The sequence below is a fragment of the Georgenia soli genome (assembly GCF_002563695.1).
Lineage (GTDB): Bacteria > Actinomycetota > Actinomycetes > Actinomycetales > Actinomycetaceae > Georgenia > Georgenia soli.
Genome location: NZ_PDJI01000004.1, coordinates 976,280 through 1,000,316, shown reverse-complemented (window position 1 = coordinate 1,000,316; position 24,037 = coordinate 976,280). Strand labels below are relative to the sequence as shown.

General features: G+C 74.2%; 16 protein-coding genes. 13 read left to right on the top strand and 3 right to left on the bottom strand.

Annotated elements, in window-relative coordinates; genetic code table 11:
- Nucleotides 1–15: 15 nt before the first annotated feature.
- Entirely contained in the window at nucleotides 16–2,259 is a 2,244-nt protein-coding gene (locus tag ATJ97_RS05840; RefSeq protein WP_098482928.1) for a cell wall-binding repeat-containing protein, read from the bottom strand.
- Between the two features lie 188 nt (nucleotides 2,260–2,447).
- Between ATJ97_RS05840 and ATJ97_RS05835 the strand changes: the two genes are divergently transcribed.
- From ATJ97_RS05835 to ATJ97_RS19675, 5 genes are all read left to right on the top strand, one after another.
- Nucleotides 2,448–4,595 carry a cell wall-binding repeat-containing protein gene (locus tag ATJ97_RS05835; protein WP_098482927.1) on the top strand — a complete coding sequence of 716 codons (2,148 nt, stop codon included), beginning with the start codon at nucleotides 2,448–2,450 and terminating at the stop codon, nucleotides 4,593–4,595.
- Entirely contained in the window at nucleotides 4,595–5,752 is a 1,158-nt protein-coding gene (locus ATJ97_RS05830; protein WP_098482926.1) for a glycosyltransferase family 4 protein, read from the top strand. Before ATJ97_RS05835 ends, ATJ97_RS05830 begins: the two co-directional genes overlap by 1 nt.
- An 82-nt stretch (nucleotides 5,753–5,834) precedes the next feature.
- Complete coding sequence (locus ATJ97_RS05825; protein WP_098482925.1) at nucleotides 5,835–7,493, top strand: glycosyltransferase; 1,659 nt, start codon at nucleotides 5,835–5,837, stop codon at nucleotides 7,491–7,493.
- On the top strand, nucleotides 7,490–9,268 hold the full coding sequence (locus tag ATJ97_RS05820; protein ID WP_098482924.1) for an ABC transporter ATP-binding protein: 1,779 nt from the start codon (nucleotides 7,490–7,492) through the stop codon (nucleotides 9,266–9,268). Before ATJ97_RS05825 ends, ATJ97_RS05820 begins: the two co-directional genes overlap by 4 nt.
- On the top strand, nucleotides 9,265–10,335 hold the full coding sequence (locus ATJ97_RS19675; RefSeq protein ID WP_170037147.1) for a glycosyltransferase: 1,071 nt from the start codon (nucleotides 9,265–9,267) through the stop codon (nucleotides 10,333–10,335). Before ATJ97_RS05820 ends, ATJ97_RS19675 begins: the two co-directional genes overlap by 4 nt.
- Nucleotides 10,336–10,401: 66 nt before the next feature.
- Here ATJ97_RS19675 and ATJ97_RS05810 read toward each other — a convergent pair whose 3' ends face one another.
- Nucleotides 10,402–11,391, bottom strand: coding sequence for a glycosyltransferase family protein (locus tag ATJ97_RS05810; RefSeq protein ID WP_098482923.1), 990 nt, complete (start codon nucleotides 11,389–11,391; stop codon nucleotides 10,402–10,404).
- 53 nt (nucleotides 11,392–11,444) lie between these two features.
- On the opposite strand from ATJ97_RS05810, the gene ATJ97_RS05805 reads away from it, so the two are divergent.
- The 3 genes from ATJ97_RS05805 (at nucleotide 11,445) to ATJ97_RS05795 (ending at nucleotide 16,832) form a co-directional block, all read left to right on the top strand.
- A complete protein-coding gene (locus ATJ97_RS05805; RefSeq protein ID WP_098485263.1) occupies nucleotides 11,445–12,572 on the top strand; it encodes a glycosyltransferase in 1,128 nt (375 codons plus the stop codon).
- Nucleotides 12,569–13,705, top strand: a complete 1,137-nt coding sequence (locus ATJ97_RS05800; RefSeq protein ID WP_098482922.1) for a glycosyltransferase family protein — start codon at nucleotides 12,569–12,571, stop codon at nucleotides 13,703–13,705. The genes ATJ97_RS05805 and ATJ97_RS05800 overlap by 4 nt, the downstream gene beginning before the upstream one ends.
- A 91-nt stretch (nucleotides 13,706–13,796) precedes the next feature.
- Nucleotides 13,797–16,832 carry a cell wall-binding repeat-containing protein gene (locus ATJ97_RS05795; protein ID WP_143426881.1) on the top strand — a complete coding sequence of 1,012 codons (3,036 nt, stop codon included), beginning with the start codon at nucleotides 13,797–13,799 and terminating at the stop codon, nucleotides 16,830–16,832.
- Here ATJ97_RS05795 and wecB read toward each other — a convergent pair.
- Nucleotides 16,813–17,916 (bottom strand): non-hydrolyzing UDP-N-acetylglucosamine 2-epimerase, encoded by a 1,104-nt coding sequence (gene wecB, locus ATJ97_RS05790; RefSeq protein ID WP_098482920.1) that lies wholly within the window; start codon nucleotides 17,914–17,916, stop codon nucleotides 16,813–16,815. The genes ATJ97_RS05795 and wecB overlap by 20 nt on opposite strands.
- Before the next feature lie 36 nt (nucleotides 17,917–17,952).
- Between wecB and ATJ97_RS05785 the strand changes: the two genes are divergently transcribed.
- From ATJ97_RS05785 to ATJ97_RS05765, 5 genes are all read left to right on the top strand, one after another.
- Nucleotides 17,953–19,056 carry a glycosyltransferase gene (locus ATJ97_RS05785; protein ID WP_211287063.1) on the top strand — a complete coding sequence of 368 codons (1,104 nt, stop codon included), beginning with the start codon at nucleotides 17,953–17,955 and terminating at the stop codon, nucleotides 19,054–19,056.
- On the top strand, nucleotides 19,053–20,123 hold the full coding sequence (locus ATJ97_RS05780) for a glycosyltransferase family 2 protein (protein ID WP_098485262.1): 1,071 nt from the start codon (nucleotides 19,053–19,055) through the stop codon (nucleotides 20,121–20,123). Before ATJ97_RS05785 ends, ATJ97_RS05780 begins: the two co-directional genes overlap by 4 nt.
- Before the next feature lie 95 nt (nucleotides 20,124–20,218).
- Entirely contained in the window at nucleotides 20,219–21,514 is a 1,296-nt protein-coding gene (locus ATJ97_RS05775; protein ID WP_098482919.1) for a nucleotide sugar dehydrogenase, read from the top strand.
- 16 nt (nucleotides 21,515–21,530) lie between these two features.
- Nucleotides 21,531–22,382 (top strand): glycosyltransferase family 2 protein, encoded by an 852-nt coding sequence (locus ATJ97_RS05770; protein WP_211287061.1) that lies wholly within the window; start codon nucleotides 21,531–21,533, stop codon nucleotides 22,380–22,382.
- 25 nt (nucleotides 22,383–22,407) lie between these two features.
- Nucleotides 22,408–23,988, top strand: a complete 1,581-nt coding sequence (locus tag ATJ97_RS05765) for a DUF2142 domain-containing protein (protein ID WP_170037145.1) — start codon at nucleotides 22,408–22,410, stop codon at nucleotides 23,986–23,988.
- The last annotated feature ends 49 nt before the right edge of the window (nucleotides 23,989–24,037 follow it).

Sequence of the window (24,037 nt, the reverse complement as noted above, 5' to 3'; positions counted from 1 at the left end):
GGCGTCCGGCGCAGGTCAGCCGGCGTAGCGGTCGAGCTGGTCGGCCACCCGCTCGCTCACCACGCCGGTCCCGCCGAGGACCACCACTCGCCCGGGGCTGAGGCGCCGCAGCTCCTGCGCGACGGCCGCTGGGATCGTGTCGCGGGTCACCAGCAGCACGGGAACCTCGTGCATGCCGGCCACCGGCGCGCCGGAGAGGGCGTCGGCGAAGGCCGTGCCGTTCGCGACATAGACCGCCGGGACGTCCGGCCGGTAGGACGCTGCGGAGATCCTGGCCGCGGTGGCGTAACGGTCGGCGCCGGCCAGGCGGCTCACCGAGGCGCCGGTGATCCTGCCGAGCTCGGACGCGGTGCGGGAGCTGACCACGCCCGTCCCGCCGAGGACGACCACGCGTTCGGGGCTGAGCCGGCGAAGCTCCTGCGCGATGACGGCCGGTACGTGGTCACGACCGACGAGCAGCATCGGGCCGCCGCTCGGGGACCCGGCCACGGGCGCTCCGGCGAGGGCGTCTGCGGTACCGGTCCCGGCGGCGACGTACGCCACGTCGACGTCCCGCCCGTAGGACGCGGCGGAGACTCTCGCCGAGGTGGCGTACCGGTCCTCGCCGGCGAGGCGGCTCACGGAGGCGCCGGTGATCCTGCCGAGCTCGGACGCCGTGCGGGAGCTGACCACGCCGGTGCCTCCGAGCACCACGACTCTCCCCGGTCGGAGACTGCGCAGCTCGCTGGCGACCGGGGCGGGCACGCTGTCCGGACGGACGAGCAGCAGCGGGGCGCCGGCGCGGGCGGCCACCGGCGCTCCGGACAGCGAGTCCGCGAAGGCCGTCCCGCTCGCCACGTAGACCACGGGCGCCGGGCGGGCGTACGACGCGGCGGAGACGGCTGCCGAGGTGCCGTAGCGGTCGGCGCCGGCCAGACGCTCACCGTCGGTGGGAAGCAGCACCTCGGGCTCCTCCGCGGGAGGCGGGTCCGTGTCGTCCGCTGCGTACAGGAGCGCGTCGGGGGATCCCGCCGGGGCGAAGTCGACTGTCGTGACGGAGCCGGAGACTGCCGCGGCCACGTCCTCCGGCGTGCTCCTCGGTGCCGACTCCAGGATCCGGGCGGCCACCCCGGCGACGTGCGGCGCAGCCATCGACGTACCGCTCGCATAGGCCCCCACGGTGTCGGACGTGTGGAAGGCGGAGAGGATGCCCTCGCCGGGTGCGTACAGATCCAGGCAGCTCCCGTAGTTGGAGAAGTCGGCGGCGGTGTCGGTCTGCGTCGAGGCGCCGACGGTGATCACCTCGTCCACGCGGGCGGGACTCGTGGTGCACGCGTCCTGGGAGTCGTTGCCCGCCGCGGCGACCACGGTGACGCCGTCCTCGACCAGCGCGCGGACCGCGGTGTCGAGCGCCTCGCTCGCCGGGCCGCCGACGCTGAGGTTCACCACGGCCGGGTCGCCCGCCTGGTGGTGAGTGACGATCCAGCTGAGGCCCTCCACCACCGCGGACGTGGCCCCGGCGCCGTCGCAGCCCAGCACCCTCACCGGGACGAGACGGACGGTCTTGGCGGCACCCGAGAAGGCGCCGCCGACGGTGCCGGCCACGTGTGTGCCGTGCCCGTTGCAGTCCTCGGTGCCGTACCCGTCCGCGACGGCCGAGAACCCCCCGGTCACGCGCCGCTCGAAGTCCTTGTGACTGGCGCGAACACCCGTGTCGACGACGTAGACGTCGACGCCCGCGCCGGTGGTGCCGTAGCGGTACTGCTCGTCCAGCCCCGTGCGCTGGTCGATGCGGTCCAGTCCCCACGGCGGGGCGTACTGCACGGCGGCGGCCGCGACGTCCCCGTCGCCCCTGCCGGCCAGCTCGCCCGCGGCGGCGACAGCAGGGTCGGGGACGGAGACGGGGTGGTCCGGCTCCGCCCACCGCACCAGCGGGGAGGATGCCAACCGGTCCGCGATGTCCTGGGCCTCGGCTGCGCTCACCGGCTCGTCGAGCACAAGGGTGCGCAGACCGAGACCTGGGGAGCCCGCGTCCTCCAGCGCGACGTCGGGCACCTGCGACGCGGCGGTGACCTGTCCGTGGGACCGCGTCGCAGCCACTCCGGGCTCGTACGAGACGATCAGGCCACGGACCTGCCCCGGCGGGGCGGCCTGCGCCGCCGGTCCCGGGAGCGCGACGGCGGTGGAGGCGACGGCGATCGAGGCAGCGAACGCGGCGGCGCCGCGGCCTCTCCACCTCGCCCCTCGGCTGGTGCGCGTACGGCTGCGCTGATCTCTCATCGCCGGTCCTTCCCCGACGGACGTTCCTGGCGCGGACCGTCCCATACACGAATGATTCTCCCCGGACGAGCGGCGCGGCAACCGGTGGCGGAGGACACACCGGAATGCGGACGGTGGGTGCTTGGCCGGTTCCGGACGCTGTGCGACGCTGAGGAGGCGTTCACAGCCCCAAGCGCAAAGGCACCACCGTGAAGATCTCGTCCCGTTCTCTGCGCGTCTCGCTCGGCGCCGTTCTGGCGTTGCCGGGGCTGGTGCTCGTCCCGCCCGCGGCGGCCACGGCCGCGCGGGGGGAGGACCCGGGCGCCACGTCGGCCGACGCCGGGGCGCCCGCTCCGGACGTCCGCCCGGGCGCGGTTGTCCCGGCGAGCGAGAACCCCACCGTCGAGGGCGCCGTGCCGGTGAAGGCCGAGACCGAGGTCGTCGAGATGGACGAGCCGGTTGCCGCGGGTGCGGGTGCCGAGGAGGTCGTCGTGACGGCCGAGGGGGGAGACCTCCGCGTCGTGGGCGTCACCTGGGCAGAGCTGGACGCGGGAGACGACCTGTCGGTGCGCCTCCGCAGCCACGACGGTCAGGCATGGTCCGACTGGTCGGACATGGAGATAACCCGGGCCGTCACGGCCGCCGAGGCGCCCGAGGGCAGCCGCGGAGGGACCGAGCCGATCGTCGTCACGGACGCCGAGACGATCGAGGTGTCGCTGTCGGCGCCGGCGGGTGAGCTGCCCACCGACCCCCAGCTCGACGTCATCGATCCCGGGCAGAGCCCTGCCGACGGCGCCGCACCCGTCGGGCAGGACGTGGTCGGGGACGGCGCCGGCGCCGGCCAGTTCGCCGTCCCGGCCGCCGTCGTCCCCGGAACCCCCTCGATCTACTCCCGGGCCGACTGGGGTGCCGACGAGACGGTCCGGCAGTGGAAGCCCCAGCTCGGTGAGGTGACCGGCGTGGTGGTCCACCACAGCGCCAGCAGCAACAGCTACTCCGCCGGACAGGTTCCCGGGATCATCCGTGGCTTCTACCAGTACCACGCCGTCACCCGCGGCTGGGGCGACATCGGCTACAACGTCATCGTGGACAAGTTCGGACGCGCCTGGGAGGGACGCTACGGCGGCCTCGCCAACCCGATCATCGGCGCCCACGCCTCAGGCGTGAACGACACCACCTTCGGGATCTCGGTGATCGGGAACTACGACCAGGTCCAGGTCCCGAAGGCCGCGTTCGACAAGGTCGCCCAGGTCACCGCGTGGAAGTTCGCCATCAGCGGCATCACGACGTCCGGCACCGCCAAAGGCATCGGCAACGCGCCGATGAAGCGTGTCGTCGGCCACCGGGACGTGGGCCAGACGGCGTGCCCGGGCCGGTACTTCTACAGCCGGCTGGGCGAGCTGACGAACCTGATCGCCGGCAAGCAGTCCGGGATGACGACGGTGAGGTACCCCGGATACGACAGCGTGCGTCTCTCCGGCTCGAACCGGTACGCCACGAGCGTGGCGGCGTCCAGCTGGTCCAACAGCTGGTCGGACACGGTCTTCGTCGCCACAGGGCAGGACTACGCCGACGCCCTCGCCGGCGGCCCAGCTGCCACCGTGGCCGACGGTCCGGTCCTGCTCACCCAGCCCGGTGGTCTCCCGAGCTCGGTGGCCGTCGAGCTCAAGCGGTTGACGCCGAAGAAGATCTACGTCCTCGGCGGGCGGGGCGCGATCAGCGACACGGTGGTCCGTCAGCTCGGGGCGCACGCCCCCGTCGAGCGGCTGCAGGGCTCCGACCGGTACGAGACGGCCGCCTCGGTCGGCCGGAAGATGTGGACCGACCCGAGCAAGGTCTCGACCGTCTACCTCGCCTCCGGCCAGGTCTTCGCCGACGCCCTGTCCGGGGGCGCCGCGGCAGCGAAGCAGCGCGCGCCGATGTACCTCACCCAGCCCGGCGGCCTGCCGACCGCGACTCGCCTGGAGCTCCAGCGGCTGAACCCGGCCAAGGTGGTCGTCCTAGGAGGCACCGGCGCCGTCGGCTCGAAGGTTGTCGACGAGGTGAGGCGCGCCCTGCCGGCCGTCCAGGTCCAGCGACTCGCGGGGAAGGACCGGTACGCCACGTCGGCGGCGATCGCCGACGCGGTGTGGCCGGACGGCGCCTCGGACGCGTACTTCGCCACCGGCGCGGCCTACGCCGACGCGCTGAGCGGCGTACCGTCCGCGGGTGACGACAGCGCTCCGATGCTGCTCGTGCGACGAACCTGCACCGACGAGGTCGTGCGCGGCACGATCGGTCGCCTCGGTGCGGACGCCCGCGTCACCCTCGGGGGGACGGGCGCTATCGCCGACGGCGCGGTGGGCCGGCGCTGCTGATGGCTGACGGACGTCGCGGCCGCCCGCGCGTGGTGCTGGCCACCCGGATCTTCGCGCCGGAGGTGGCGGCGGCCTCCTTCCGCCTGCGGGCGCTGTGCGAGGCGCTCGCCCGCGGCGGTGCCGACGTCACCGTCCTCACCGTCCGCGCTCCCGGACCGGACGCCGGGCCCCCTGGAGTACGGGTGAGGCGCTGGCCCGTCCTGCGCGACCGGTCCGGCTACGTGCGCGGGTACCTGCAGTACCTCAGCTTCGACGTGCCGCTGCTGCTCCGCCTGCTGCTGGCGCCCCGGCCCGACGTCGTGGTGTGCGAGCCGCCCCCGACCACCGGTGCCGTCGTGCGTGCCGTCTGCGCGCTGCGGCGGGTGCCCTACGTCTACTACGCAGCGGACCTGTGGGCCGACGCCGCCGAGGCGGCCCGGATGCCGGCCCCCGCGGTGCGGGTGCTGCGGGTGGTCGAGCAGCTCGCCCTGCACGGTGCCCGTCGTGTCATCGCCGTCTCCGACGGCGTCCGGGAACGGCTCGCCGCCCTGGGCGTGCACAACGCCACCACGGTGCGCAACGGGGTCGACACCTCGGTGTTCACGCCCGAGGGCCCGTCGGCCGCGGAGACGGAGCAGCCGACCATCGTCTACGCCGGCACCACCTCCGAGTGGCAGGGCGCCGACGTCTTCGTCCGGGCCATGCCCGCCGTCCTGGAACAGGTCCCGGACGCCCGGCTCGTCTTCCTCGGCCAGGGCAGCGCCTGGCCGGCGATCGCCGACCTCGCCGCGGCGCTCCCGCGCGGGGCGGTCGAGATGCGCGGGCTCGTCCCGCCGGCGGAGGCGGCACGCTGGCAGCGGGGGGCGGCGGCCGCAGCCGTGAGCATCGTGCCCGGCCAGGGCTACGACTTCGCCTACCCGACCAAGATCTACGCCGCGCTGGCGTGCGGGACCCCTGTGATCTTCGCCGGCACCGGACCCGCCGCCGACGACATCAGGGCCCACGACCTCGGCTGGGCCGTCGACCACGACGTCGAGGCCGTGGCAGCGGCCATGGTCTCCGCCCTGCGCGCCGAGCCGGCCGACGCCGGGCGGCTCGCCGCGTGGGTCGAGGAGCACGCCTCGGCCGCCGCCGCGGGACGTGCGGCGGCCGACGTCGTTCTCGCGGCGTCCGACTGAGCGCCGCGCATCGCCCGAGGGGAGGGGGCCCCGGCGACGGCCACGGCGGGGAACCGGGCGCACGGGCGGCATAATGACGACGATGAGCCTGACCGGAAAGACCCTCGATGCCGTCGTCGGCAACCCCGTGGGCCGGCGGCTCCTGACGACCGCCGTGCGCACCAGCATGCGGCTGCCGGCGCCCGACGGTTCCGCCGCGGCACGCGCCCGGTGGACGGGCCACCTGCTCCTCGGCCGGGGCCGGCCGGGGGAGGCGGCCGCCGTGCTCGCCACGGCCGAGCGCGCCGAGCGTGCGCCTGCCAGGCGGGCGGAGCTGGCGGCCGCCCGGGCGCTCGCCGAGCTCGCCGCGGGGCACGAGCCTGCCGACCTCGACGACTGCATCCGCGGTGCCCTCGCTCTCGCCGACGACGCGCTGGGCGCCGACGCGCTGGACGCCGACGCTCTCCGCGACAGTGGTCAGGCGGAGCACGCCGACCTCGACCGGGCGGCTCTCCGGCTCTTCGAGGCGCTCTCCCTGGCGTTCCACCCCTCCCGGCACTTCGGTGCCCGGCGATCCCCGCTGCTCGCCGCCCCGGACGACTTCATGGCGCCGTTCCGCGCGTCGCGGGCGTTCGCCCGGCTCGGCGCCAGCCCCGCGCCCAGGGCGCGGCGGCCCCGCACCCGGACACGCCGGCTGCTCGTCGTCGCCGCGGGCAACTTCACGTTCGTCCGCGACATCGTCGCCGACTACCGGGGCACGGACGGCCTCGAGGTGCGCACCCTGGACCTGGACGACGTCCGCGGGCTGGGGAACCAGCTCGACGTCAAGGAGCTGACGCGCGCCCGGCTCCGCCGGGGGACCACGGGGGAGCGGCTCCCCGTGCCGGAAAGCGTCGCAGAGACGCTCGACTGGGCGGACACGATCCTCGTGGAGTGGGGCCACCGCGCCCTCGCCTGGGTGTCGCTGCTGGAGGGCCTGGACGCCCGGATTGTCGCGCGGGTCCACCGCTACGAGGCGCTCACACCGCTGCCGATGCTCACCGACTGGTCCGCCGTCGACGACGCCGTCTTCATCTCCCCGGCCTTCCGTGACGTCGTCCGGCGGACGGCTCCCGCCGTCGAGGGAACCCGTCTCGCGGTGGTCCCGAACCGCGCGGACCTCGCCGCCTGCCGCCGGGAGAAGACGCCGGACGCCGCACGCACCGTCGCGCTCGTCGGCTGGGACCGCATGGTCAAGGACCCCGCCTGGGCCCTGGACGTGCTCGACCGGCTGCGCGCCCGTGACGAGAGGTGGCGGCTGCTGCTCATCGGCTCCGACACCCCGTCGGAGCCGTGGCCCGAGGCCCGCGAGTACTTCGCCCGCGTGCAGGAACGGATCGACGCCGCCGGCGGGGCCGTCGAGGTCCGTGGTCACACGGACGACGTGCCCGGCGCCCTGCGCGAGGTCGGTGTCATCCTCAGCACGAGCCTGCAGGAGTCCGCGCACGTGTCCCTCCTCCAGGGCGTCGCGAGCGGTGCGCTGCCCGTGGTCCGCGACTGGCCGGACCTCGCCGGCTGGGGAGGCCCCGCCGAGCTCTACCCGAGGGACTGGGTCGTCACGACACCGGACGAGGCTGCGGCCCGCGTGATCGCCGCGGGGGCCGAGCCGCACGCCGGCGACGCCGCGCGGACCGCGCAGGCCTGGGCCGTCGACAACCGCGACTGGGCCGCCGTGCGGCCCCGGTTCGACGCCGTCGTCCTCGGGGCGGAGGAAACGCCGTGAAACAGCTGTGGGCCACCCTGCGCCAGCTCATGCCGCTGCTGCCCCCGGGCGCCCAGCGGTTCCTCACCGTGTACACGGTGGCGAGCTCCGCGCTCGCGCTCCTGGACATCGCCGCGCTGGGCCTGATCGCCCTCACCCTCGCGCCGATGATCCAGCAGCGGCCGCTCACGCTGCCGCTCGTGGGCACGGTCGCCGACGACGCGTACGTCGCCGTGCTGCTGCTCGTGTGCGGCCTCATCGTCCTCAAGGGCGTGTTCGCGCTCGCGCTGCAGTGGGCGGCCACCCGCCGGTTCGCCGCGTACGAGCTCGTCATCGGCGACCGCCTCTTCGAGGCCTACATCGGCGCACCCTGGACGGAGCGGCTGCGGCGCAACTCCGCCGAGCTGGTCCGGCTGGCCGACGTCGGCATCGCCAACACGATCTCCGGCGTGCTGCTGCCGGCCGCCCAGCTGCCCGCCCAGGCCGCCACGTTCGTCGCCGTGCTCGTGGTGCTGGTCGTCGCCCAGCCGGTGACGGCGGGCGTGACCCTCGCCTACCTCGGTCTCGTGGCGGCGGTGCTCTACTTCGGGATCTCCCGGCAGGCGGTCACCGCCGGCAAGGTGAACCTGCGCTACTCGTTCCGCGTCGCGACGCTGATGACCGAGATGGTCTCGGCGCTGAAGGAGATCACGCTGCGCAACAAGCTCGGCGAGGTCGCCGGCGTCGTCCACGACGCCCGGGAACGGTCGACCCGGGCGCGCAGCAACATCAGGTTCCTCAACGCCGTGCCCAAGTACGTCGTCGAGGCCGCCCTCATCGGCGGGTTCGTCCTCGTGGGCGGGGTCGCCTACGTCGGCGGCGGGATGGAGGAGGCCCTCGGTGCGGTCGCCCTGTTCGGCATCGCCGGCTTCCGCATGATCCCGTCGGTCACGACGTTCCAGAACATCATGACCCAGACGTCCTCGAACATCCCGCACGTCGAGGCCGTCATCCGGGACATCGCCGCGGCCGAGCGCTACACCGCCTCGGCGGAGCACGTCGGCAAGGACCCGATCGTGGGCCACCCCCGCATGCTGACGCTGCGGGACGTGAGCTTCACCTACCCCAGCTCTGCGGAGCCCGCCCTGCGCGGCATCGACCTCGACGTGCCGCTGGGCAGCTCGCTCGCCTTCGTCGGCTCCTCCGGCGCGGGGAAGTCCACCCTCGTCGACATCCTCCTCGGGCTCCTCGTGCCCTCAGGCGGCAGCATCGAGCTGGACGGGGTCCCGCTCGAGTCCGTCCTCGGCGCCTGGCGCTCGAGGGTGGGGTACGTGCCGCAGGACGTCTCCCTCTTCGACGCCTCCATCGCCCAGAACGTCGCGCTGACCTGGGGCGAGGAGATCGACGAGGAGCGGGTGCGCACGGCCCTCGAGCGGGCGCAGCTCCTCGACGTCGTCGCCGGTCGCGCGGGCGGCATCCACGCGAGGATCGGCGAGCGCGGCATCGCGCTCTCCGGCGGGCAGCGGCAGCGGCTCGGCATCGCACGCGCGCTGTACGTCGACCCGCTGGTGCTCGTCATGGACGAGGCCACGAGCGCGCTCGACACCGCCACGGAGGAGGCCGTCACGACGGCGATCCGCGGCCTGCACGGCGACGTCACCGTCATCTCGGTGGCCCACCGGCTCTCGACCATCCGGCACAGCGACCAGGTCTGCTTCATGCGCGACGCCACCATCGTCAACCGGGGCACCTTCGACGAGCTCGTGGCCGCGGAGCCCGAGTTCGCCCTCCAGGCCCGGCTGGCGGGCCTGTCGTGACCGCGCCCGACGTCGATCTCGTCATCGCCGTCCACGACCCCAGCCGGCCGGTGGCACGCGCGGCCGCCTCCGCCCTCGCCGGTGACACCGACGCCGTACGGGTCACGATCGCCTGCCACGGGATCCCTGCGGCCGACGTCGCGGCGAGCCTGCCCGACGACGTCCGCGGCCGGGTCCGGATGCTCGAGGTGCGCGACGGCCTCGGCAGCCCGTCGGGGCCCTTCAACGCCGGTCTCGACGCGGCGACCGCCCGGTACGTGGCCATCATGGGTTCCGACGACTACGTCGAGCCTGGCGCCCTGCGAGCCTGGGCCGACGCCGCGGACGCCGCCCGCGCCGACGTCATGCTGGCACCCATGCGTCACCAGAGCGGAGAGCGGATCCCTACCCCGCGGGTGCGCCCGGGCCGGCACCGGCGCCTCGACCGCGTCAAGGACCGCCTGGCGTACCGCACCGCACCGCTGGGGCTGATGCGCCGCGAGGTGCTCGAGCGGCACGGCCTCCGTCTCACGCCCGGCATGCGCTCGGGGGGCGACGTCGCGTTCACCGTGCGGCTCTGGTCCCTGCCTGTGCGGGTCGATCTCGCGGCCCGCGCACCCCGGTACGTCGTGGGTGCCGACGCCGTCAGCCGGGTCACGACGGCGGTGCGGCCTGTGACCCAGGAGCTGGAGGCGTGGGAGCACCTGCTCGCGCAGGACTGGTTCACGAAGCTGGACCCCGCCTGGCGGCGGGCGGTCGCCGTCAAGGCAGTGCGCATCCACCTCCTCGGGGCCGTCCGGCGCCGCCCCCGCGCGGAGTTGTGGCACGCCGGCGAGGCCGCGTGGCTGGGGGAGCTCACCCGCGGCTGGGTGGGCGCCGCACCGCTGGTGGCGCGGCCCCAGGCCCGGGCCGACCGGGACCTGATCGACGTCATGCTCGCGCCGACGACGGAGGAGGCACTGGCGGCCGCCTCGGCCCGCCGCGCGGTGGCCGGCCGGTGGGACCAGGCACTGACCCGTGAGCTCGTCGCCAACCTGGAGCGCGAGTCGGTGCTGCGCCACTACGTCGGTCTGCGCCTGCGTCACTGACGCCGGGCCCGGCCCCGTCGTGACCCGGCGGCACCCCAACCCGGTCGCTGCGGCGCCTCGCCGCGGTCAGACGGCCGCGGCGTAGCGTCGTTGGAGCTCGTCGACGTAGCGTTCCGCGACGAAGTTCGCCCGGGCCCAGTCCCGGCCGCCCAGCCTCACGGCGGCGGCCACCGGATCGGCGAGGACCCCGCGGGCCTGCTCGGCCACCTCGGCGGGGCTGCCCGCGACGACCGGTGGTGCGGCACCGTCGGGATAGCGCCACGGGGTCCCCGGCATGGCCAACGGCGCCCCGATCGCCAGCGCCTCCAGCTCGCTGACCCCGAGCAGACCCGTCGCCTGGCCCACCACGAGGTCGGCACCCGCGAGCAGCTCGAGGTAGCCGTCGTGGGGGAGGGGGCCCACCAGCTCGACGCCGGCCGCGCGCGCCTGCGCCGCCAGCGGTCCCCAGTCGAGCCCGACGAGCCGGACGGCGGGGACGGCCGCGCGCAGCGCACCCGCGACGTCGATCATGCGCTCGGCTCCCTTCTCCGGGCCCCACCGGGAGGCGAAGACCACCGTGGGCGCGGCCCTCGTGCCCGGCCGCCACGCCGGCAGGTTCGCGACGTCGACGAAGGCGGGCATGAACTCGGCGTCCGCGCGTGCGGCCGTGGCGTTCTCCGCGGTGTCGAGGTTCGTGTAATAGACGCCCATGGCGCCGTCGACGGCCCGTCGCACGAGGTCGCGGGTCGCCGGCGCGGACCACTGCTCGCGGATGTCCGTGCCGTGCAGGTGCAGGAAGTACGGCCGGCGGGGCATCGACCCGGCCGTGACCAGGGGCACCGACGTGGCGTAGTGCACGTGCGCCACCTGGGCGCGTGTCAGCTCGGCCCGGCGGCGCAGGACGTACGGCAGCCACCGCACGCGGCCGATCCCGGACGGGGTCGGGCCGGACGGGCGGACCGCGGCAGGGGGCAGGTGCCGCCACCGGTACCCCCGGGAACGGGCGGCCGTCACGAGGTTGTGCGCCACGCGGGCGCAGTCGTTGACGTGCAGCACCCTGGGCCCGGGGTCGGTCATGGGCCGAGGGTACCTGCGCAGTCCGGACGGGCGCCGATGGCATGATGGCGACCATGCCCCGGCCCCGGATGCTCGTCCTCTCGTTCTCCCCGATCGCCGCGGACGCCCGGGTTCTCAAGCAGGTCAGGTACTTCGTCGAGCACTACGACGTCGTCACCTGCGGCTACGGGCCGGCGCCCGAGGGGGTGGTGCGCCACCTGCAGCTGCCGGACGGGGTGCCGAACAAGCTCGACGGCCGGCTGATCACGGCTCGCGCCTACCGGGCGGTGTACTGGCGTCAGGCTGCGGTGAGCGCCGCACGGGAGCTGCTCCGGGGTGTCGAGGCAGACGTCGTGCTCGCCAACGACCTCGACGCGCTGCCGCTGGCGCTGGCGCTGCGCCCGCGCCTCGGTGTCCATTCCGACCTCCACGAGTACTTCCCCCGCCTGCACGAGGAGAACGAGAAGTGGCGGCGCCGTATCGGCCCGTACATGGCGTGGCTCTGCCGCCGGTACCTGCCGCGCGCCGCGTCGGTCAGCACGGTCAGCGGGGGCCTCGCCCGCGAGTACGAGCACCAGTTCGGCGTGCCCGTGCAGGTGGTGACGAACGCCGCCCCGTACGCCGATCTCGAGCCCACCCCGGTGGCCGACCCGGTGCGGCTGGTGCACTCGGGCGCGTGCCTGCGCAGCCGGAACATCCACCTCATGGTCGAGGCGATGGCGCCTCTCGCCGGGAGGTACGCCCTCGACCTGTACCTCACGCCGAACCACCCCGACTATCTCGCCGAGCTGCGCTCCCGCGCGGCCGAGCTGCCCAACGTCGTGGTCCACGACCCGGTGCCCTACAGCCGGCTCATCCGCACGCTCAACGACTACGACCTCGGGGTCTTCGTCCTCCCGCCCGTGTCCTTCAGCTACGCCCACGCCCTGCCCAACAAGGTCTACGACTTCGCCCAGGCCCGGCTCGGGATCGTCGTCGGGCCCTCGCCGGAGATGGTGGACCTCGTGGAGACCGCCCGGAACGGGGTCGTCACCGCCGGCTTCACCGCCGAGGACCTGGTTGCGGCGCTGGAGGCCCTCACCCCTGCGCACGTCGCGGACCTGAAACGGGCCTCGCACACGCGCGCCCACGAGCTGTCCGCCGAGGCCGAGGTGGAGAAGTGGGGCCGCGCCGTCGCCCGCATCCTGGAGCCGGTCGCGTGAGCGCCCGGCCTCGCCTGCTGATCCTGTCCTTCTCCGACATCCGGTCCGACGCCCGGGTGCTCCGGCAGGTGCGCCTGTTGCGTGACGACTACGAGCTGACGACGTGCGGGTACGGGGAGGCCCCGGAGGGCGTCGCCGCCCACGTGCGGATCCCCGACGAGCTGGTCCACTGGCACAAGGACCGCCTGTTGCTGCTCCAGCGCCGCTACGCCGCGGTGTACCGGAGCAACGCGGTCGTCGCCCACCTGGGCGAGCGGCTGCCGCGGGACCACTTCGACATCGTCCTCGCCGACGACGCCGACACCGTGCCGCTCGCGCTCTCGCTCCGCCCGCGCCTGGGGGTGCACGCGGACCTCCACGAGTACGCGCCGCGCCAGAACGAGGAGTCCCGGCGCTGGCGGTGGTTCGTCGCCCCGTACTACCGGTGGCTCGTCCGGACCTTCGTCACCCGGGCGGCGTCGGTGAGCACGGTGGGCGCTGGCCTGGCGGCGGAGTACCGCCGCGAGTTCGGGGTCGAGGCGCGTGTGGTGGTCAACGCCGCCCCGTTCCGGGACGCGGAGCCGGGTGCCGTGGCCGACCCCGTGCGGCTGGTCCACAGCGGCCTTGCCCGCCGCAACCGCCAGCTCGAGGTGATGACCGAGGCGGTCGAGCGCACGACGGCGGACGTCACGCTCGACCTCTACCTCATGCCCAACGACCCCGCCTACCTCGACGAGCTGAAGGAACGGACCGCGGGAAGCGCCCGCGTCACTGTCCGGGACCCCGTGCCCCACGACGAGCTCGCGACGACGCTCGCCGCCTACGACGTCGGCGTCTTCGTGCTCCCGCCGCTGACCTTCAACTACCGGTGGACCCTGCCGAACAAGTTCTTCGACTTCGTCCAGGCGCGGCTGGGCATCCTCGTCGGCCCGTCGCCGGAGATGGCCGGCCTCGTGCGGGAGCACGGGCTCGGTGCCGTCACCGACGGTTTCGCGACGGAGGACCTGGTCCGCGCGCTCGACCGTCTCGACCGCGAGGAGGTGGCCGCGTGGAAGAGGGCGAGCCACGCCGTCGCGAGCGAGCTCTCCGCCGAGGAGCAGGTGCAGGGCTGGGCGCGGGCGCTCGAGGAGATCGCCGCACGGCGCCAGGACTGACCGGCGGCTCTGCGCGCGGGCGCGGCGGCGTGCTCGGCATCACCCGTCCGAAAGAGCCCGCACCCCCGGAGCGTGGTGCGACCATGTCCGGGTGATTCCTCCCGCTCGCGTCGTATTCTCCCGTCACGGACTGACGGCGGTGCTGGCGGCGCTGCTCGGCGGGATCCTCGTGCTGGGCGCCCCGGCACAGTTCGCAGCCGCCGCCCCGGCACCGCAGGACGACCCGGCCGGCGGGCCCGTCGACCCGGGGGACGTCGCCGAGACCGTGCCCGGTCTGCCGGTCGAGCCGCCGCCGTCGTCGTCGCTGAGCGGGGGTCTCGGCACGGCCTGGAACCTCGGGCTGGCGGCGGAGTCGGCGGCGATCACCGGGGCCGCGTTCGACGACGCCGGAGCCTGGGCCGTCACCCGCTCGAAGGTTCCCGCCGCGCTCTATCGCTGGGACGACGAGACCGGGGACGTCGTCACCGTCCGCGACCTGCCGATCGGTGCCGGCTCCTGGGCCATCCTCGCCCTGGGTGACGACGCCCTCACCGGTGACCTGCTCGTGGGCACCTACGCCCCGGCTGCGCTGGTGACCTACTCCCCGGCGGACGGGACGTTCGGCCGGGTGGTCCGGCTCGGCGCGGACGAGACCGTCATGGCGATGGCCCTGCGCGCCGACGGCACCGTCGCCGTGGGCACCTACAACCCCGACGGCGCCCGCCTGCTCTCCTACGACCCGGCCACCGGCGCCGTCACGACGCTCGCACGCTGGCCGGAGTCCCGGTACGTCCGCTCGTTGGCGGTGGTCGGTGACGCGGTCTATGCCGGGCTCGGCACCCCGGCCGCGCTCTGGCGCTGGCAGGGCGGCAGCACCACCCGGATCCAGACGCCGGGCCTGGAGAGCGAGTCGATGGTCTACGCGCTCACGACCGACGGGAGCAGCGTCTACGGCGGAACGGAGCCCGGCGGGCAGGTCTTCACCGTCGACGCCGGCACCGGGTTCCGCCTGCTGGCGGACACCGCTGCCCGCACGGTCGACGCGCTGGCGGTGGACGACGGCGACCTGTACTACACCGTCCGGCCCACCGGTGCGCTGCACCGGATTCACGTCGGTGCTCCCGGCACGCCCCAGAGCCCGGCGGACCTCGGGGGCCAGGGCGCGGGCACGACGGCGGAGCCGGACGGGACGCCGGTCGAGCTCGCCACCCCTGCGCCCGGGTCGGAGACCCGGCAGCTCTTTCCCACCGCCGACGGCGTGCTCGGGATGAGCGGGACCGCCGACCTGTGGCGGGTGGGGGACACCGTCGAGGTCACCGCGCTGACCCAGCACGGGGCGCCGACCGGGCCGGAGGGCTCCCCGCAGGGCGTGGACCTTCTCGGCACGGACATCGTGGTCGGCGGCCACTGGCGCTTCCACCAGCACTCCCCCGACGGCGCCATGGACAAGGTCGTACCGGTCTCGGGCGAGCCGAAGGCCACCGTGGCCCACGGCGGCGAGCTGTACGCCGCGACCTACCCGGGCGCGGAGATCCACCGCCTCACCAAGGACGGGACGGGCAACGAGCTCGTCGCGAAGATCCCCGGCGAGCAGATGCGGCCGCGCGCCATGATTTGGTACGGGCGGACCGGCCAGCTGCTCGTCTCGACCAGGCCCGCCTACGGACGCTTCGGCGGCGACCTCACGATGGTCGACCCCGGCACCGGCCGGCTGACCAGCTACGTCCGCCCCTTCGGCGACCACACCGTCACGGCGATGCAGGACTGGGGCGGCGACGTCGTCGTCGGGACCGAGACGTACGGTGAGGCCGAGGGGACCGCCCCGGGGGCCGGGGCGGCGTACGTGGCCCGGTGGAACCCGAACGGTGCGGTGCGCTGGAAGCGGTCCGTCGACAACGCGCCCATGGTCGCCTCGGTCACCCAGGTGCGGATCGGCGTGACGCCGTACGTGCTCGCCAGCACCAACCTCGGCACCGTCGCGCTGCTCGACGCCGGCACGGGGAAGATCCTGTGGCGCACGGACATCGGCAACATCGTCGACCAGCTCACCACGGTCGGGGACCGAACCGTCGGGCGGGTGGACGGGCGCCTGCACGAGTTCCACGTCACGCTCCAGGGCCTGCGGACCGTGCGGCTGATGAACGACGCCGTCCGGTGGGTCGCCCTCGACCCGGACGACAAGAACGGGTTCGTCGCCGTCGCCCCCACCGCCGACGGCTCCCCGGTCCTCTGGCGGGCCCGTCTCAAGGCCGCTCCACGGCCGGAACGGATCGGCGGCGCGAACCGGTTCGAGACAGCCGCGCAGATGTCGCGGGCGAGGTTCGGCAGCGCCGGGACGGTGGTCCTCGTGCGCTACGACGACTTCGCGGACACCCTGGCCGCGGCCCCGCTCGCCAGTCGGCTGGACGCACCGATCCTGTACACGACGCCGTCGGCGCTGCCGTCCCAGACGGAAGCCGAGATCAAGCGCCTCGGCGCACGCAAGGTCGTGATCGTGGGGGGAACAGGCGCCGTCTCCTCCGGGGTCGAGAGTGCGCTGCGCTCGCGCGGCCTCGGCGTCTCGCGACTCGGCGGCGCGGACCGCTACGCGACGGCGGCCGCGGTGGCCACCCGCGTCGCCTCGGTCGACGGGAGGAACGGCCAGCCGGTCTTCCTGGTGACGGGGCTCGACTTCCCCGACGGCCTCAGCGCCGCGCCACCCGCCACGTTCACCGGCGGTGTCGTCCTGCTCACCCAGGGGACGGGCATGCCCGCCGCCACCCGGCAGCAGATCTCGCGGACCCGTCCCTCGGCCGTCTACACGGTCGGCGGCCCGGCTCAGAAGGCGGCCACGGCGGCCGGCGTGCGCCCGCGTGCGGCGTTCACCGGGGACGACAGGTACGAGACGGCCGTGCTCGTCGCCGACCGGTGGTTCGGCTCGCCCGAGAACGCCTACCTCGCCAACGGGCTGACCTTCGCGGACGCCCTCGTCGCCGCCCCGGCGGCCGGGCGGGAGCGGGCGCCGATCGTCCTGACGCGCACGGACCCGCTGGACCCCACCACCCACGGCTACCTGCGCCGCGCGCGGCCCGGCTCGGTGCAGCTCGCCGGCGGCCCCGGGGTGGTCAGCGACCGGGTGTGGGACCAGCTCAGGAGGACCTACTACTGACCACGCCGTCCGTGCGGGGGACGGCGCCGGAGGCCAGCGCGTCCAGCACCCGGGCCGCCGCCGCGCCGTCCCCGTACGGCGCTGCGTCCGTGTCCGCCGGTCGCGGCCGCCGGGCCGCCGCGACGAGGTCCGGGCCGGGCTCCGCGAGAACGTTCCACCCGAGCTCGACCGTCTCCACCCACTCGGTCTCGGTGCGCACCGTGGTGCACGGTGTGCGCAGCAGGAACGCCTCCTTCTGCAGACCGCCCGAGTCGGTCACCACCCCGCGCGCCTCGAGCACCGCCGCGACGAGCTCGGGGTAGGGGAGCGGTGCGTGCGGGCGCAGCGTGCCCTGCTCGAGCGAGATCCCGGCGTCGCGCGCCTTGGCCACCAGCCGCGGGTGGGCGAGGAGCACCGTGGGCGCGTCGAGCCGGGCGAGCGACTCCACGACGGCCGCCAGGCGGTGAGGGTCGTCGGTGGTCTCCGCGCGGTGGATCGTGGCCAGGTAGTAGCCGCCGGGTTCGAGGGACTCCTCGGCCAGCAGCGGCGAGACCGTGCCGGCCACCTGGTCACGGACCTGGAGCAGCACGTCCGTCATCACGTCGCCCACCAGCACCGAGCGGGCGGCCAGGCCCTCGGCGGCGAGGTGCTCCATCGCGCCCTGCGTGGGCGCCAGGAGAAGGTCCGCGGCATGGTCGGTGAGGACGCGGTTGTGCTCCTCCGGCATGCGGCGGTTGAACGAGCGCAGACCCGCCTCGAGGTGCGCGACGGGCACGTGCTGCTTCACCGCGGCCAGCGCCGCGGCGAGGGTGGAGTTGGTGTCCCCGTAGACGAGGACCCAGTCGGGCACGTGGCTCTCCAGCACGTCGTCGAGGGCGGCGAGCATCTGGCCGGTCTGGCGCCCGTGCGTCCCCGAGCCGACCCCGAGGTGCACCGCGGGTGCCGGGATCTGCAGGTCCTGGAAGAAGACGTCGGAGAGCATCGGGTCGTAGTGCTGGCCGGTGTGCACGATCGTGTGGTCCACACCGCGGCGCGCCGCCTCGTGCGCGATCGGGGCGAGCTTGACGAACTGGGGACGGGCGCCGACGACGGAGAGGACCTTCACGCGGGGGAGTCTACGGGCGCTGGTAGTTTCGCCGGTGTGCGCATTCTTGCTGTGACGACCTGGTTCCCGACCGCTGTCGCCCCCAGCAGCGGCGCCTTCGTCGTCCGGGACGTCCACGCGATCGCCTCCCGCGGGCACGACGTCGACGTGGTGCACCTCGTCCCGCCCCACCAGGACGACGGCACGCGGCGCACGGTGCACGAGGGGATCCGCGTGGTCCGCGTCCCCATGAGCACGACGCGTCCGGACCAGATCGCCGCCGCGGCACGGGCCCTGGCGCCGCTGCTGGAGGGCGCCGACGTCGTGCACTCCATGGCGTTCTCCTCCCTCCTGCCGCTGTCGCTGCGCCGTCCCCGCGCGCCGTGGGTGCACACCGAGCACTGGTCCGGGCTGACCTCCCCGGAGAACCTGCCGCGGAGCTGGCGGGTCCTGCTGCCGGTGCTGCGCCGGCTGCTGGCCCGGCCCGACGTCGCCACCGCGGTCTGCGAGTTCCTCGCCACCCCGCTGCGCGAGGTCCGCGCCACGCGCGAGACCGTCGTCGTCCCCTGCATCGTGCCGGTCCCCGAACCCGTGCCGGCCCGGCCGGAGCGCGGGCCGCGGCTCCGGCTGGTCGACGTCGGCGGGCTGATCGACCGCAAGGACCCGCTGCTCGCCGTGGAGACGGTGGCCGAGCTCGACCGGCGCGGCGTGCCCGCCGAGCTGGCCCTGGTGGGGGAGGGCGAGCTCCGTGACCAGGTGACGGCGCGGGTCGCCGAGCTGGGGCTCACGAACCGCGTCCGGCTCACCGGTTCGCTCCACGCTGCCGGCGTGCTCGACGAGCTCGCCCGGGCCGACCTGTTCCTCGGCCCCACCCGCGGCGACAACTTCTTCGTGTCCGCCGCCGAGGCGCTGGTCGCCGGGCGCCCCGTGGTCGTCGGTGCCACCGGGGGACAGGGCGAGTACATCCGTCCCGAGGTCGGGGAACTGGTCGACGTCCAGGACGCCGGTGCCTACGCCGACGCCGTCCTCCGGGTCGACGCCGCGACCGCCGGCCTGAGCGCCCAGGAGATCAGCGACACGGTCGGGCAGCGTTTCTCCGTCGCCGCCGTCGCCGCCGGCTACGACGACGCCTACGACCGCGCCCGGCGGGTCCGCCGGTGAGCGCCCCGGTCGACGTCGTCATCGCCGTCCACACCCCCACCCGTCCGGTGGGCCGGGCCGTCGCCTCGGTGCTGGAGGGCAACGCCGAGCACACCCGTACCACCGTCGTGTGCCACAACGTGCCCGCCGAGGAGATCGCCGCGGTCCTCGCGCCCGAGCACCGGGACCGGGTGCACTACCTCGAGCACCAGGACCCCCGGCCGTCCGCCTCCGGTCCCTTCAACGCGGGGATGGCCGCCGCAGAGGGGGAGTTCGTCTCCATCATGGGCTCCGACGACCGCCTGGAGCCCGGTGCTGTCTCCTCGTGGCTGGACCTGGCCCGCACCACCGGCGCCGAAACCGTCATGACGCGCCTCGCCCTCGGGCGGCCGGGCCGGGCCGTGCACACCCCGCCCGCCCGGCCGTGGCTGCGCGGCGTTGCCGACCCGGTACGTGACCGGCTCAGCTACCGCAGCGCCCCTCTCGGGCTGGTGTCCCGGGCGGCGCGAGCCCGCCTCGGAGCCGATCTGGTCGAGGGCATGGTCGTCGGTGGTGACGTGCCGTACGTCACCCGGCTCTGGTTCGAGACCCGCGTGGCGGTCGACCGGCGCGGACCCGCGTACGTCATCGGCGAGGACGCCACCGACCGGGTCACGTACGTGCCGCGCCCGATCGAGCAGGAGCTGGCCTTCCTCGCCCACCTCCTCCGGCAGGACTGGTTCCGCGGGTACTCCGCCGACGCGCGCCGCGCGATCGTGACCAAGCTGACCCGCATCCACCTCTTCGGCGCCGTGCACAACCGCCCCGACCCGTTGTGGTGGACGGACGAGGAGCGGGCCGCGCTCGCCGGGGTGGCCCGCGCCCTGCTCGACGCCGCGCCCGGCTTCGAGGAGGTCCTCTCCCTGTCGGACCGCGATCTCCTCGACGCGATCCGGCTGCGCCGGGCCACCGCGGAGCAGATGATCGCGGCGGCGCAGGCGCGTCGCCGGCACGGCCGGCCACGCACGGTTCTCACCCGCAACCCCCTGCGTGTCCTCGCCCGGGAGGCTCCGGGGCGGCTCATGGCGGCGTCGCTGCTCACCCGGTGAGCCCGTCCAGGGACCTCCGCTGCGCGACGGCCGGTCCCGGCTCGATATCGTGACCCCTGGCGTGGCGGCACGCGCGCGCCGGAACGAGGAGTGACATGCGTATCGCTGTGGTTGCCCTGGGGAAGATCGGTCTTCCGCTCGCCGTGCAGTTCGCCGACGCCGGCCACGAGGTGGTCGGTGTGGACGTGCAGAGATCAGTTGTCGATCTGGTGAACGCGGCCACGGAGCCGTTCCCGGGGGAGGCGCACCTGCAGGACAAGCTGTCCGAGCTGGTGCCGGCGGGTCGGCTGCGGGCGACCACCGAGTACGCCGACGCGATCCCCAGCGCCGACGCGGTGGTCGTGGTGGTGCCGCTGTTCGTCGACGACGAGACCTGGGCCCCGGACTTTGCGTGGATGGACGCCGCGACCCGGTCGCTGGCCGAGCACCTCACCGCCGGCACGCTGGTCTCCTACGAGACCACCCTGCCGGTGGGGACCACGCGGGGCCGGTGGAAGCCGCTGATCGAGGAGCTCTCCGGGCTGAGGGAGGGGGAGGACTTCCACCTGGTGTTCTCCCCGGAGCGGGTGCTGACCGGCCGGGTGTTCGAGGACCTGCGCCGCTACCCCAAGCTCGTCGGTGGCCTCACTGCCGAGGGCACGGCGCGGGCGGTGGAGTTCTACGAGGCGGTGCTCTCCTTCGACGAGCGCCCGGACCTGGCCCGCCCGAACGGGGTGTGGGACATGGGCACCGCGGAGGCCGCGGAGATGGCCAAGCTCGCCGAGACCACCTACCGCGACGTCAACATCGGGCTGGCGAACCAGTTCGCGCTGTTCGCGGACAAGGCCGGGATCGACGTGTACAAGGTCATCGAGGCGTGCAACTCCCAGCCGTACTCCCACATCCACCGCCCGGGGATCGCGGTGGGCGGGCACTGCATCCCGGTCTACCCGCGCCTGTACCTGTCCACCGACCCGGACGCGTCCATCGTGCGCACCGCGCGGCAGTCCAACGCCGCGATGCCCGAGCACGTGGTCGCCCGGGCCGCGGAGGTTCTCGGTGACCTGTCCGGGCTGCGCGCCGTGGTGCTGGGCGCCTCCTACCGGGGGAAGGTCAAAGAGACGGCGTTCTCCGGGGTCTTCGCCACCGTCGACGCCCTGCGCGAGCGGGGGGCGCGGGTGGCGGTGCACGACCCGATGTACACCGACGACGAGCTGGCCGGGTTCGGGTGGGAGCCGTACCACCTCGGTGAGGAGGTCGACCTGGCGATCGTCCAGGCCGACCACCCCGAGTACGCCGACCTGGCCCCTGCCGACCTGCCCGGACTGCGCCTCCTCTTCGACGGCCGCCGCGTCACCGACCCCGCCGCCTGGAACGGCACCCCCCGTCTGGTGATCGGCGGCGGCGCATGAGCGCGGGCGTCCGCCCGTGAGCCAACCGCCCCGGGTGCGGGTGGTCACCGTCGCCTTCAACCCCGGCGACGAGCTCGAGCACTTCGCCGAGTCCCTCCGGTCGGCGTCGTCCGCGCCGGTGACGCTGGTGATCGTCGACAACGGCACCGAGACCGCCGTCGTCGACGACGTCGCCGCCCGCCACGGCGCCGAGGTGGTGCGGCCGGGGACGAACCTCGGCTACGGGGCCGCCGCGAACATCGGGGCGAGGCGTGGCGAGGAGCCGTGGGTCGTCGTCGCCAACCCGGACATCGTCTGGCACCCCGGCTCCCTGGACGAGCTGCTTGCGGCGGGCGACCGGAACCCGCGGGCGGGCTCGCTCGGACCCAGGATCCTCAACACGGACGGCACCGTCTATCCCTCCGCCCGCGCCGTGCCGTCGCTGACGCAGGGGGCGGGGCACGCCCTCTTCGTCAAGATCTGGCCGGGCAACCCGTGGACGAGGGCGTACCGCCAGGGGCAGGAGGAGATGCTTCTCACCGAGCACGCGGTGGGGTGGCTCTCCGGCGCGTGCCTGCTGCTCCGCCGGGAGGCGCTCGCGCCGCTCGGCGGGTTCGACGAGCGGTACTTCATGTTCTTCGAGGACGTCGACCTCGGCGACCGCCTCGGCCGGGCGGGCTGGCGCAACGTGTACGTCCCGACGGCCCAGGTGGTGCACGACCAGGGGGCGAGCTGGCGGCACCGGCCCGCGCCGATGGTCCGGGCGCACCACCAGAGCGCGGAGACGTACCTCCTCCGGCGCTACAGCGCGTGGTACCTCGCGCCGCTGAGGTGGCTGATCTCTCTCGGACTGCGGGCGCGGGCGTGGGTGGAGATCCGCAGGGGCTGAGACGCGCCACGTTAGGGTGGCGGGCGTGCCCCGCTGGAAACGACTGCTCAACCCCGCACGCCGGTACTCCATCTTCCTGGCACCCGTGCTGCTCCTCGTCACGCTCCTGGCCTGGAGCGTCGCCTCCCCGGTGGGCTCCAGCCCGGACGAGGACTTCCACCTCGCCAGCATCTGGTGCGGCCAGGGCGAGCGCGAAGGGGTCTGCGAGCCAGGAGCCACCGCCGTCGAGCAGTCGGTGCCGGCGCCCGTGGCCGGCGGCATCTGCTACGCGCTGGAGTCATCGCTCAGCGCCGAGTGCTACGAGGAGCGGATGGACGCGCCCGTGGAACAGATGGTCTCCACCGGGCGCGGAAACTTCACGAGCATCTACCCGGCAGGCTTCTACTGGGTCAACAGCCTGCTCGTCGGGGAGAACGTCGAGACGTCGGTGCTCGCCATGCGCGCGCTCAACGCGATCCTCGTCGTCGGGGTGCTGACCGCCCTCTACGCGCTGCTGCCCCGCAGCCGCCGCAACGCAGTCGCACTCGCCGTCACGATCACGCTCATCCCGCTGGGTGCGTTCCTCGTCGCGTCGATCAACCCGAGCGGCTGGGCGATCTTCGCGGCGCTGGCGGTCTTCGTCGGACTCTCCGGCTTCTTCGAGAGCGAGGGACGACGGCGATATGCGCTGGGCGGGGTCACCCTGGTTGCCGCCTTCATGGGGACCGGTTCACGAGCCGACTCAGCGGCCTACGTCGTCGTGGCGGCCTTCTCCGCGATCTTCCTCCACTGGTGGCGGCCTGGGACGGCCAGCTGGTGGCGCCCCGTACGACTGCGGTGGAGCGATCTCGTCGCGCCGGCGCTCGTCCTCACCATGGCTGCCGCCTTCTTCTTCGCGTCACGGCAGTCCCGCGCCCTCAGCTCGGGCAACACCATCAGCGCCGCCATGGAGGACCCGACGGCCGACACGCCCGGGAAGCTGGGCATGGGGCAGCTGCTGTGGGACAACGGCATGAACGTCCCGAGCCTCTGGGCCGGCGTGTTCGGGTCCTGGGACCTCGGTTGGCTCGACACCGAGATGCCCGCCTTCGTCGCTGTGGGGGGTCTCGTCGTCTTCGGTGCGATCGTCTTCACGGCGCTGCCGCACGTGACCCGCCGGGACGGCCTCGTGCTTGCGGGGATACTCGGGTTGCTGTGGCTGCTGCCGATGGTCCTCATGTTCCGTGCCAACGCCCCGGTCGGCGGCGCCGTGCAGCCGCGGTACATCATGCCGCTGATGGTGCTGCTCGCCGGGGTTGCGCTGTGGCGCTCCGCCGTCGGTGGGCGGCTCTCCCGAGGGCAGCTCGGACTGATGGTGGCCACGCTGGCTCTGGCGAACTCCTTCGCGATGCACAACAACATCCGGCGGTACGTGACCGGTGACGACGTCACGGGCTTCAACCTCAACGCTCTGCCGGAGTGGTGGTGGGACAGCGCCGTCTCGCCGATGGTCGTGTGGCTCGTGGGTTCGGCGGCGTTCGCCGGGTTCCTTCTTGCGATCGTCAGCCGGATGGGTGCCTGGGATAGGACGCCTGGTGCCGGGACGCGTGCGGCTGTGCCAGGGGACGAGCCTCTGACCGTCTCCTGAGCGTGGACGGGAGCGGCCCGGCCGAGACCAAGTCTCGACCGGGCCGCGC

Coding starts and splice junctions, on each gene's coding strand:
- ATJ97_RS05830 (WP_098482926.1), top strand. CDS start 4,595: ATGGCTGACGGACGTCGCGGCCGCCCGCGCGTGGTGCTGGCCACCCGG.
- ATJ97_RS05805 (WP_098485263.1), top strand. CDS start 11,445: ATGCCCCGGCCCCGGATGCTCGTCCTCTCGTTCTCCCCGATCGCCGCG.
- ATJ97_RS05840 (WP_098482928.1), bottom strand. CDS start 2,259: ATGAGAGATCAGCGCAGCCGTACGCGCACCAGCCGAGGGGCGAGGTGG.
- ATJ97_RS05810 (WP_098482923.1), bottom strand. CDS start 11,391: ATGACCGACCCCGGGCCCAGGGTGCTGCACGTCAACGACTGCGCCCGC.
- ATJ97_RS05825 (WP_098482925.1), top strand. CDS start 5,835: ATGAGCCTGACCGGAAAGACCCTCGATGCCGTCGTCGGCAACCCCGTG.
- ATJ97_RS05775 (WP_098482919.1), top strand. CDS start 20,219: ATGCGTATCGCTGTGGTTGCCCTGGGGAAGATCGGTCTTCCGCTCGCC.